Source organism: Desulfothermobacter acidiphilus (assembly GCF_052073645.1).
In the GTDB taxonomy this organism is placed as follows: domain Bacteria; phylum Bacillota; class Desulfotomaculia; order Desulfotomaculales; family Ammonificaceae; genus Desulfothermobacter; species Desulfothermobacter acidiphilus.
Window position 1 is genome coordinate 1,209,288 of record NZ_CM125440.1, and the last position, 12,031, is coordinate 1,221,318.

The window sequence follows — 12,031 nt, forward strand, 5'->3', positions numbered from 1 at the left end:
GCCACCTCATCAAACCTTATTCCTGGACCCCGGTGACCACGCCGGCTCCCACCGTGCGACCGCCCTCGCGGATGGCGAAGCGCAACCCTTCCTCAATGGCTATCGGAGTGATAAGCTCCACTTCCATCCGCACGTTATCTCCCGGCATCACCATCTCCACCCCTTCGGGCAGCTTGATCTCCCCGGTCACATCCGTGGTCCGGAAGTAAAATTGCGGCCGGTAACCGTTGAAAAAGGGCGTATGACGGCCACCCTCCTCCTTGGTCAATACATACACCTCCGCCGCAAACTTCCGGTGCGGTTTGATCGATCCCGGCTTGGCCAGCACCATCCCCCGCTCCACTTCCTTGCGCTCTATTCCACGCAGCAAACACCCTACGTTGTCTCCCGCTACCCCTTCGTCCAGTATCTTACGGAACATCTCTACGCTGGTCACTACCGTCTTCCGCGGCTTATCGGAAAATCCTACTATCTCTATCTCTTCCCCAGCGCGAATCCGACCACGCTCAATCCGCCCCGTGACCACCGTGCCACGCCCCGTGATGGTGAATACGTCCTCAATCGGCATGAGAAATGGTTTGTCTATGTCCCGCTGCGGCGTCGGTATGTACTCGTCTATGGCGTCTAAAAGCTTCCATATGGGGCCGCAGTTGGGGCATTCCCGCTGCCCACATCCGCACTCCAGAGCCTTTAAGGCCGACCCCACCACGACAGGCGCTTCGTCGCCAGGAAAATCGTAGGTGCTCAAAAGCTCCCTCACTTCCATCTCCACGAGCTCCAGAAGCTCAGGGTCGTCCACCATGTCGGCTTTGTTTAAAAATACTACTATGTAGGGCACTCCCACCTGCCGCGCCAGCAAAATGTGCTCCCGCGTCTGCGGCATGGGACCGTCCGCCGCCGACACCACCAGTATGGCGCCGTCCATCTGCGCCGCCCCGGTGATCATGTTCTTCACGTAGTCGGCGTGCCCCGGGCAGTCCACGTGGGCGTAGTGGCGCTTCTCGGTCTCGTACTCCACGTGCGCCGTGTTAATGGTGATGCCACGCATCCTTTCCTCCGGCGCCTTGTCAATCTCGTCGTATTTCGCCAGCTTGGCCATACCGTGGCGGGACAACACCATGGTGATGGCCGCCGTCAAGGTAGTCTTGCCGTGATCCACGTGCCCAATGGTCCCTATGTTGACATGCGGTTTGGTGCGAACGAATTTCTCCTTGGCCATAAAGTTTCCTCCCCCTTAGCTTGCTTTCTGGATAATTTTTTCCGCTATGTTCCGCGGAACCTCAGCGTAATGGTCAAACTGCATGGTGTAAGATCCACGCCCTTGCGTCAGGGAACGTAGCGTGGTCGCGTAGCCAAACATTTCGGCCAGCGGGGCAAAAGCCCTTATCACCCGCGTGGTTCCCCGCGCTTCCAGCCCTTCGATCTGGGCTCGCCGCGAGTTAAGATCACCGATAACCTCGCCCAAGTATTCCTCCGGAACGATGACCTCCACCTTCATCATAGGCTCCAAGAGTACCAGACCGGCCTGCCGCGCTGCCTCCTTAAAGGCCATGGAACCGGCGATTTTGAAAGCCATCTCCGAAGAGTCCACTTCGTGGTATGACCCATCCACCAGCGACACGCTCACATCGATGACCGGATAGCCAGCCAACACCCCGTTCTCCATAGCCTCTCGCACTCCAGCTTCTATGGCGGGAACAAACTCCCTGGGCACCACACCTCCCACGATCTTGTTATGGAATTGGAAGCCCGATCCCCGCGGCAAGGGTTCGAGTTCCAACCACACGTGGCCGTATTGGCCTCGACCACCGGTCTGCCGTATGTACTTGCCCTCGGCTTTAGCGGCATGGAGAATGGTTTCTCGGTAGGCTACCTGCGGCTTGCCCACGTTGACATCTACTTTAAATTCCCGGCGGAGCCGGTCCACGATAATCTCCAGGTGGAGCTCTCCCATGCCCGAGATGATAGTCTGGCCCGTCTCATAATCCACGTGCGTGCGGAAGGTAGGGTCTTCTTCCGCCAGGCGTCCCAAAGCCGAACCCAATTTGTCGTAGTCTTCCCGCGTCTTGGCTTCCACGGCTACCGAGATCACCGGCTCAGGGAACTCCATCGATTCCAGCAGGATGGGGTTTTTCTCGTCACATAAGGTGTCGCCCGTGTAGGTGTATTTGAGACCCACCGCCGCGGCAATTTCTCCGGCGAAGACTTCTTCCACTTCCTCGCGGTGAGCAGCGTGCATCCGCACGATGCGGCTTACGCGCTCGCGCTTCTGCCGGGTGGCATTGTAGACGTAGCTACCCGCTTTAAGCGTGCCGGAATACACCCGGAAGAAGGTAAGACGACCCACATAGGGATCTGCCACGATTTTAAAAGCCAGGGCGGTAAAAGGAGCGTCATCCCGGCTTTCCCGGATCTCCTCTTCTCCCGTATTAGGGTTGACCCCTTTCACCGGTGGTATATCCACTGGGGACGGCAGGAAATCCACCACGGCATCCAAGAGCGGCTGCACACCTTTGTTGCGGTAAGAGGCACCGCATAGCACCGGCACCGCCTTACCGGCCAGCGTAGCCGCGCGCAGCCCGCGCACGATCTCCTCCGGGCTAAGTTCCTCTCCTTCCAGGTACTTGAGCATAACCTCCTCGTCAGCTTCGGCAGCCGCCTCCAGGAGCTTCTCCCGGTAGCTAGCCGCTAACTCCTGCATTTCTTCGGGAATATCCCGCTCCTCGATCTTGGTGCCAAGCTCATCGAGGTAGATAAGCGCCCGATTGCGTATCAGATCTATCAGCCCCGAGAAGTTATCTTCAGCACCGATGGGAAGGTTAACCGGCACAGGATTAGCTCCCAGCCTATCGCGCATCATCTGTAGCACCTGGAAGAAATCAGCTCCCACCCGGTCCATTTTGTTAACATAGGCGATGCGAGGAACGTGATACTTATCGGCCTGGCGCCACACTGTTTCGCTTTGGGGCTCCACCCCCCCCACAGCGCAAAAGATGGCTATGGCACCGTCAAGTACCCGCAGGGAGCGCTCTACCTCCACCGTAAAATCCACGTGCCCGGGCGTGTCGATAATATTAATACGGTATCCGCGCCAGAAGCAGGTCGTAGCCGCTGAGCTAATGGTGATGCCCCGCTCCTTTTCTTGGACCATAAAGTCCATAACCGCTGATCCATCGTGCACTTCCCCAATCCGGTGGATTTTACCGGTGTAATAAAGAATGCGCTCCGTTGTAGTGGTTTTGCCGGCATCGATGTGAGCCATTATCCCGATATTCCTGACCTTTTCTAAAGGATACTCCCTAGACAAGTCCAATTAACCCCCTTACCACCGATAATGGGCAAAGGCCCGATTAGCCTCAGCCATGCGGTGGGTTTCGTCACGCTTCTTAACCGCCCCCCCGGTTCCCTGGTAGGCGTCTAAAATTTCCCCCGCCAGCTTTTCGACCATGCTATGGCCGGGACGCTGCCGCGCGTAATTCACCAGCCAGCGGATGGCCAGTGATTCCTGGCGCTCAGGCCGCACCTCGATCGGCACCTGGTAGGTGGCACCGCCCACACGCCGGGGTCGCACCTCTAGAGCCGGTCGAATATTAGCCATAGCCTTTTCCAGCACTTCCATCGGATCCTTACCCGTCTTTTGCTGGATAAGGTTGAAGGCTTCGTAGCATATCCACTCCGCCGTGCTCTTCTTGCCGTCACGCATCACCTTATTGATGAGCTTGGCAACCAATCTGCTCCCATACACCGGGTCGGGACTGACTTCCCGTTTGGGTACAGGACCTCTGCGTGGCATTATTCCCACCCCCTTTCTTATTTCTTGGCCCGTTTGGTGCCGTACTTGGAGCGGCCCCGCTGCCTCCCCTGCACACCCGCAGCGTCCAGGGAGCCGCGGATTATATGGTAACGCACTCCGGGCAAATCCTTAACCCGGCCCCCACGTACCAGCACCACCGAGTGCTCCTGCAAGTTATGGCCAATGCCGGGTATGTAAGCCGTGACTTCTATGCCGTTAGTGAGACGCACCCGCGCTACTTTGCGCAAGGCCGAATTAGGCTTCTTGGGAGTGGTGGTGTAAACCCGCACACAAACCCCCCGCTTCTGCGGGCATCCCCGCAAAGCCGGAGCTGAAGATTTGCTACGGATAGCTTCCCGACCATGGCGCACCAATTGGCTAATCGTCGGCATTCTCGTTTTCCACCTCCTTTCTCCAAGCTGCCCAGGGCTAACAGGCAAAAACTTACCCCCTGGTCTCCAAGCAACCACACCAGGGGGCAAGCTTTAGTCTTCTAATACGGCTGCGGAAGCACAGCTTACCTCAATGCCACAGGCCCTTCCCAGCTCCTTCATCGAGGGCACTACTTTTACTGCGACCCCTCTCGCGGTGGCTGCTTGCACTATAGGGTTGGTAATCCGGCTCTCGGCATCGGCTGCTACGAACACTACCTTGGCTTGCCCCCGTTCCACTGCTCGTAAGGTCTGCCTGGATCCCACCGTTTTTTTGCGTGCCTGACTGATGCGCGCATAGGGCATTAGCCATCCCCCCACGCCCTCACACGCTTTATTAGTGTAGCATCCCTTCCCGCGCACTGTCAATAAGGTTTAGGCCCGCTGCCGACTTTAGTCGCAGCAGCTTTTTGCTACGCCCTCTACGTCTGCTCGGACTCCCCCGCCAACTTAATATTGCGATAGCGGTTAAGTCCAGTGCCGGCTGGGATCAGCTTGCCAATGATGACGTTTTCCTTGAGGCCAATGAGGGGGTCGGCCTTGCCCTTAATGGCGGCGTCGGTCAGCACCCTGGTGGTCTCCTGGAAGGAGGCCGCAGCTAAGAAGGAGTCGGTAGCCAGCGAAGCCTTAGTAATTCCCAAAACCACCGGGCGGTAAGTAGCCGGCTGTCCCCCCAAAGCTTTTACCCGCTCGTTCTCTTCCTCGAACTCGTGCCAGTCCACCAGGCTACCGGGCAGGAGCTCGGTATCTCCCGAGTCTTCCACCTTCACTTTCTTGGACATCTGACGAATAATCACTTCGATATGTTTATCGTTGATCTCTACCCCCTGCATCCGGTAAACCCGCTGAACTTCGCGGAGGAGGTAGAGCTGCGCTGCCTTCATACCCCGGATCCGCAAAAGATCGTGGGGATTAACCGAACCCTCGGTTAGCTCATCGCCAGCCTCGACGCGATCGCCCGTCCTGACCTTAAGCCGAGCTCCGAACGGGACCTGGTATACCACCCGCTCGCCGTCGTCGCGAGTTAGTTCGATCTCCCTCCGTCCCTTGCTCTCCCGGATCTCCACCACGCCATCTGCCTCAGCAATCACCGCCTGCCCTCTTGGCCGCCGGGCTTCAAAGAGTTCCTCCACGCGAGGCAGACCCTGGGTGATGTCTTCGCCCGCTACCCCGCCGGTGTGGAAGGTCCGCATGGTAAGCTGGGTTCCCGGCTCGCCGATAGACTGGGCGGCGATAATACCCACCGCTTCGCCTATCTCTACCAGAAAACCGGTGCCCAGATCGCGGCCGTAACAGCGGGCGCAGACCCCGTAGCGCGAGCGGCAGGTCAACACTGAACGAATCTTTAGCTTGGTTATCCCCGCCGCACCGATCTTTTCCACTGCTTCCTCGTCGATCTCCTCCCCCCGCGAGCAGATAAGGGTACCATCACGGGGATCGACGATATCGGCCGCAGCGATGCGTCCTAAGATCCGGTCGGCTAGCGGTTCAATAACCTCGTTACCATCCCGGATCTCTTCCACTTCCACATAGTCTGTAGTCCCACAATCCTCTTCCCGCACGATCACATCCTGGGCAACATCCACTAGTCTCCGGGTGAGATAACCGGAATCGGCCGTGCGCAAAGCGGTGTCTGCCAGACCTTTGCGCGCTCCGTGAGTGGAAATGAAGTATTCTAGCACGGTGAGACCTTCGCGGAAACTAGCCCGGATAGGCACCTCTATAATCCGACCCGAGGGGTCAGCCATGAGGCCACGCATCCCCGCCAACTGCCTTATTTGCTGTATATTACCCCGAGCTCCAGAGGTGGCCATCATGTACACCGGGTTATAGTGGTCCAATTTCTCTACCAGGAGGTTTTTGATCTGGTCGGTTACCCGGTTCCAAATACCGATGACCTTGCGGTAACGTTCCTCCTTGGTGATAAGCCCCCTGCGATACTGCTGTTCTACCTCTTCCACTTCCTGCTCCGCCTGAGCCAGCATTGCCGGCTTCTCCTCCGGCACCTGAATATCCTCTAGACCGATGGTCAGCCCCGCCTTAGTGGCGAAATAGAATCCAAGAGCCTTAATGTTGTCTAAAAACTCGGAGGTCTGGGCGAACCCCAGGCGGCGATAGCAACGATCGATAATCTCCACTAGCAACTTTTTGTCGGTGGGCTCGCGTAAAACGCGCCAGGCCAAAGAGGTTAGCACCCGGTTTCCTTCCTGATCTTTTTTTATCATCAAAGCTTCCGGAACCGCTCGAAAGAAGATGAAGCGCCCCGGCGTGCTCTCCAGCCAACGCTCCGGCAGCTTAACGCCCGGCAGGCGGGTTTTCACCCGTACCGAGAGGGGGATCAAGCCCATCTCGTAAGCCCGGATGGCCTCCTCCAGATCAGCAAACACCGAAATCTTCTGGCCTTCGGCTTCTGGCTTCTCCAAAGTCAAGTAGTATATCCCGATCACTAGATCTTGCGTCGGGATGGTGATGGGCTTGCCGTCTTTAGGACAGAGGATGTTATTAGTAGCCAGCATAAGCAGGCGCGCTTCCGCCTGAGCTTCCGCCGAAAGAGGCACGTGCACCGCCATCTGGTCGCCGTCGAAGTCAGCGTTATAAGCCGTGCATACCAGAGGGTGAATCTGCACCGCTCTCCCTTCCACCAATACGGGTTCAAACGCCTGAATGCCCAGGCGGTGTAAGGTGGGAGCTCGGTTTAGGAGTACCGGGTGATCCTTGACTACCTCCTCCAGCACCTCCCATACCTCCGGGCGCATCCGCTCCACCATGCGCTTGGCACTCTTGATATTGTGAGCCAGCCCCCGTTTCACTAACTTTTGCATCACAAAGGGTTTGAAGAGTTCCAGCGCCATTTCGCGGGGCAAACCGCATTGGTGCAACTTGAGGGTGGGACCCACCACGATAACCGAGCGTCCCGAGTAGTCTACCCGCTTACCCAGAAGGTTTTGGCGGAACCGCCCTTGCTTGCCCTTGAGCATATCGCTCAGCGACTTCAGGGGCCGGTTGCCAGGCCCGGTTACTGGCCGCCCCCGACGACCGTTATCGATTAGAGCGTCTACCGCCTCCTGTAACATGCGCTTCTCATTGCGCACAATGATATCAGGAGCTCCTAGCTCCAACAGTCGCTTAAGGCGGTTATTACGATTGATCACCCGCCGGTAAAGATCGTTAAGATCGGAAGTAGCGAAGCGCCCTCCATCCAGCTGCACCATGGGCCGGAGTTCTGGAGGGATCACCGGTAAGTTCTTCAGAATCATCCACTCGGGACGATTATTGGATTTACGGAAAGCTTCCACCACTTCCAACCGCCTAATGGCCCTTATCCGCCGCTGCCCCGTGCTCTCTCGGATTTCCTGGCGGAGTTCCTGGGTGAGTTGTTGCAGATCGATCTCCTCCAGGAGTTCCTTGATCGCCTCCGCGCCCATGCCCACGCGAAAAGCATCGCCGTATTTTTCCCGGAAGTCTCGGTACTCGGCATCGGTGAGTAACTGCTTTTTCGTCAGAGGCGTGTCGCCCGGGTCCAGCACAATGTAATTGACGAAATACAAGACTTTCTCCAAAGACCGGGGCGACATATCCAAAAGCAGACCCATGCGGCTGGGTATCCCCTTGAAATACCATATGTGCGAAACCGGAGCAGCGAGCTCTATGTGGCCCAGGCGCTCGCGGCGCACCTTAGCTCGGGTCACCTCTACTCCGCAGCGGTCGCAAATGACTCCCTTATAGCGCACCCGCTTGTACTTACCGCAATAACATTCCCAATCCTTGGTAGGACCAAAAATGCGCTCGCAGAAAAGACCGTCACGCTCGGGTTTTAAAGTCCGGTAATTGATGGTTTCGGGCTTCTTCACCTCGCCATGCGACCACAACTTGATCTGCTCGGGAGAAGCCAGACCTATGCGAATGCGGTCAAAGCGATCGGGTTCCAGCATTCTGCATCACCTCGTCCCTCTCCTAGCCTTAGCCCGTACTTCTTGGTCTTCACCTTGCTCCTCTTTCGCTTCTTCCTCTAGTGGCTCCTCGGCCAGACCGTACAGTTGGCGGAAATCCATGTCCAGCTTCTCGGTTGTTTCGCCCTCATTCTCCGTGTCCTTCAAGTCCACCTCTTCGCCGCGGCTGGAGAGCACTCGCACATCCAAGCCCAGGCTCTGCAACTCCTTAATTAGGACCTTAAAGGACTCCGGCACCCCCGGCTCTGGCACATTCTCGCCCTTGACAATAGCTTCGTAAGTTTTCACCCTTCCTACCACATCGTCCGACTTCACCGTAAGCATTTCCTGCAAAGTATAAGCTGCCCCGTAAGCCTCCAACGCCCACACCTCCATCTCGCCAAAGCGCTGGCCGCCGAACTGGGCCTTTCCACCCAGGGGTTGCTGCGTGACCAGCGAATAGGGTCCGGTGGAGCGGGCATGAATCTTGTCGTCCACCAGGTGAGCCAGTTTCATCATGTAGATGTAACCCACGGTTACCGGATTATCGAAAGGTTCACCCGTGCGTCCATCGTAAAGGCGCACCTTGCCGCTCCTGGGAAGACCGGCTCGCTCCAGAGTATCAAAGATATCTTCTTCGGTGGCCCCGTGGAAGACAGGGCTGGCCACCTTAATGCCCAGTTTCTTGGCCGCCCACCCCAGGTGGGTTTCCAGCACTTGCCCCAAATTCATGCGCGAAGGCACTCCCAGAGGGTTAAGCACGATTTCCACCGGCGTGCCATCCTCCAAGAAAGGCATATCTTCCTCCGGCAGAATGCGAGCCACCACTCCTTTGTTTCCGTGCCGCCCCGCCATCTTATCGCCCACCGAAACCTTACGCTTCTGGGCTACGTAAACCCGCACCAGTTTAATGACCCCCGGTGGGAGCTCATCCCCTTTGTCCCGGCTAAAAATTTTGACATCCACCACCGTGCCCGACTCGCCGTGGGGAAGGCGAAGCGAAGTGTCACGCACTTCCCGAGCCTTCTCGCCAAAAATAGCCCGCAGCAGCCGCTCCTCCGCCGTGAGCTCCGTCTCTCCCTTGGGAGTCACCTTACCCACCAGAATATCTCCCGGTCGCACCTCGGCGCCGATGCGGATGATCCCGCGCTCATCCAGATCTTTCAGGGCGTCTTCACCCACATTAGGAATGTCCCGGGTGATCTCCTCTGGTCCTAGCTTGGTATCTCGGGCCTCACACTCGTACTCCTCGATGTGAATGGAGGTGAAATAGTCCTCTTTGACCAGTTTTTCGCTAATCAGAATCGCATCCTCGTAGTTATACCCCTCCCAGGGCATGAAAGCTACCAACACATTGCGTCCCAGACTTAGTTCACCGTTGTCGGTGCACGGACCGTCAGCAATAATCTGGCCGGCTTCCACCCGTTCGCCTCGCTTGACAATAGGGCGCTGATTGATACAAGTGCCCTGGTTAGAACGCTGGAATTTATGCAAACGATAGCGGTCGGTCAAACCCTCGTCGGTGGCGATGACAACCTCGTTAGCAGCTACTTTAACCACGGTGCCTCCCCGTTTAGCAATGACCACCGCTCCGGCGTCCCTTATCACCTTCTCCTCGATCCCTGTCCCCACCAGCGGGGCCTCCGTACGAATGATAGGCACTGCCTGACGTTGCATGTTGGCTCCCATCAAGGCGCGGTTAGCATCGTCGTTTTCCAGGAAGGGAATCAGCGAAGCACCTACACTGAAGACCTGTTTCGGAGAAACGTCTACCAGGTCTACCTCCTCCACCGGCACCAGAAGGATATCCCCTTTGTACCGGGCGCTTACCCGTTCCTCCAGGAAATTACCTTGCTCATCCAGCGCCACGTTGGCCTGGGCAATCACGTACCGCTCCTCTTCATCAGCGGTTAGATAAACAATCTCCTCGGTAACGCGATGATTGGCCTTATCCACCCTCCGATAAGGGGTCTCGATAAAGCCGAACTCGTTCACCCGGGCGTAAGTGGTAAGGCTGCCGATTAGACCGATATTGGGACCTTCAGGCGTCTCGATGGGACATACACGTCCGTAGTGGGAATGGTGCACGTCGCGCACCTCAAAACCGGCCCGCTCTCGGCTCAACCCCCCCGGACCCAGGGCTGAAATGCGCCGCTTGTGCGTGAGTTCGGCTAAAGGGTTAGTCTGATCCATGAACTGGGAAAGCTGACTCGACCCTAAAAACTCCCTGATGGCTGCCACTACCGGACGAATATTGATGAGGACCTGGGGAGTGACCACCTCCACATCCTGGATAGTCATGCGCTCGCGCACCACGCGTTCCATGCGAGCTAGCCCTATGCGAAACTGATTCTGCAGCAACTCGCCCACCGAACGCACCCGCCGGTTACCCAGATGGTCGATGTCGTCTATTTGGCCCTCTCCCCGCATTACCAGAAGCAAGTACTTGATAGTCGCCACCACGTCTTCTGGTAGGAGTTCCCGGATAAACTCCCGCTGCTTGGGCACCATCTGCTGGAGATAGGGGTCCCACTCTTGCGGGCCCTCAGCATCGGCAGGGAAACGGTACAATAAGCCGTGACCCAACTTCTTAAAGAGCTTGTAGCGCCCCACATTGCCTAGATCGTAGCGCTTGGGATCAAAAAAGAGGCTATCCAGCAAAGCGCGGGCATTATCTACCGCTGGCGGCTCTCCCGGGCGCAAGCGCTTGTAAATTTCCAAAAGCGCCTCTTCCTGGTTGTTAGAAGGATCCCGGCTCAAAGTCTCTTGAATAAACTTGTCATGAGCGAAAAGTTCCAAGATATGCGCGTTGGTGGGATAGCCTAGGGCGCGCACCAGGGTGGTAGCAGGGATCTTACGCGTACGATCTACCCGTACCCAGATCACATCTGCCGCGTCGGTTTCAAACTCTAGCCACGCCCCCCGGTTAGGAATCACCGTAGCGGTGTAAAGCTTCTTGCCGGTAGGGTCCATCTGCTCCCCGTAATACACGCCAGGGGAACGAACCAGCTGGCTCACCACCACCCGCTCGGCCCCGTTAATGATAAAAGTACCCTGATCGGTCATCAAAGGAAGATCGCCCATGAAGACCTCTTGCTCTTTGATTTCACCCGTCTCCTTATTAATCAGGCGTACCTTAACCCGCAAAGGAGCGGCGTAGGTCATGTCCCGATCCTTGCATTCCTGCTCGGAATACTTGGGAACCCCCAAAGTATAGTCCAAAAATTCCAGGATTAAATTTCCAGTAAAGTCGCGGATGGGTGAGATGTCAGCCAGGGCTTCACGCAGCCCTTTGTCCAGAAACCATTGGTAAGAAGTGCATTGGATTTCCAGAAGATTGGGGACCGGAAGAATCTCCCGAAGCTTACCGTAACTCACCCGCTCACCGGAACCCTCTTTGAACGAAGGAATTGCCATATAACTCTTTGCCCTCCCAAAAGAGCGTCTTGGGAAAAACAATAAAACCCACTGCTTCCATTCCTGCTGAATGGCCGCGCGGTTCCGCTACAGAAATATGGTTACCGATAGCACCCTCCTATATTAACACAGCCTTTTAGCCCCCGTCAAGGAGATGCGGCCCTCATACCGGCGCCACCTTAGCCGAACGTTTTACCCGCCGGATAGGGATACTGGCCACCAGAGCCACCATCTCCTCGCTACTATCCAGTGCCACCTCCAGCCCCTGCTCTTCCACCTCCATGTAGCGCGAAATCACTGCCAGCAAATCCTGCTTGAGATGCTCCAGGAGCTCGGGAGAAACATTGGCACGGTCATGCACCAGGATCAGCCGGAGACGCTCCCGTGCAACCTCCTTGCTACGAACCTCGGGGCGATTGAACCAGCGACCGATAATCTGCCAAATATCCATAGCCTAACCC

At 56.8% G+C, this 12,031-nt stretch carries 7 protein-coding genes and 1 pseudogene; all 8 read right to left on the reverse strand.

All coding sequences use genetic code 11. The features are described from left to right. Positions 1–16: 16 nt before the first annotated feature. Positions 17–1,219, reverse strand: coding sequence for an elongation factor Tu (gene tuf, locus ACTLLP_RS06235; protein WP_441058047.1), 1,203 nt, complete (start codon positions 1,217–1,219; stop codon positions 17–19). Between the two features lie 15 nt (positions 1,220–1,234). Next, a complete protein-coding gene (gene fusA, locus ACTLLP_RS06240) occupies positions 1,235–3,307 on the reverse strand; it encodes an elongation factor G (RefSeq protein ID WP_441058049.1) in 2,073 nt (690 codons plus the stop codon). Positions 3,308–3,322: 15 nt separating this feature from the next. Then, positions 3,323–3,793: a 30S ribosomal protein S7 gene (gene rpsG, locus ACTLLP_RS06245; RefSeq protein ID WP_441058051.1), complete on the reverse strand. Its 471-nt coding sequence runs from the start codon at positions 3,791–3,793 to the stop codon at positions 3,323–3,325. A gap of 17 nt (positions 3,794–3,810) precedes the next feature. Continuing rightward, the gene (gene rpsL, locus ACTLLP_RS06250) at positions 3,811–4,185 is read right to left on the reverse strand and encodes a 30S ribosomal protein S12 (protein WP_441058053.1); all 375 of its coding nucleotides are present in this window, start codon (positions 4,183–4,185) and stop codon (positions 3,811–3,813) included. A 93-nt stretch (positions 4,186–4,278) separates the two neighbouring features. After that, on the reverse strand, positions 4,279–4,530 hold the full coding sequence (locus ACTLLP_RS06255) for a ribosomal L7Ae/L30e/S12e/Gadd45 family protein (protein WP_441058055.1): 252 nt from the start codon (positions 4,528–4,530) through the stop codon (positions 4,279–4,281). Between the two features lie 116 nt (positions 4,531–4,646). Then, on the reverse strand, positions 4,647–8,156 hold the full coding sequence (rpoC, locus tag ACTLLP_RS06260; RefSeq protein ID WP_441058057.1) for a DNA-directed RNA polymerase subunit beta': 3,510 nt from the start codon (positions 8,154–8,156) through the stop codon (positions 4,647–4,649). A gap of 135 nt (positions 8,157–8,291) precedes the next feature. Beyond that, positions 8,292–11,504, reverse strand: a pseudogene (rpoB, locus tag ACTLLP_RS06265) (DNA-directed RNA polymerase subunit beta); the annotation flags it as partial. A gap of 229 nt (positions 11,505–11,733) precedes the next feature. Continuing rightward, a complete protein-coding gene (minE, locus tag ACTLLP_RS06270) occupies positions 11,734–12,021 on the reverse strand; it encodes a cell division topological specificity factor MinE (protein WP_441058059.1) in 288 nt (95 codons plus the stop codon). Positions 12,022–12,031: the final 10 nt, after the last annotated feature.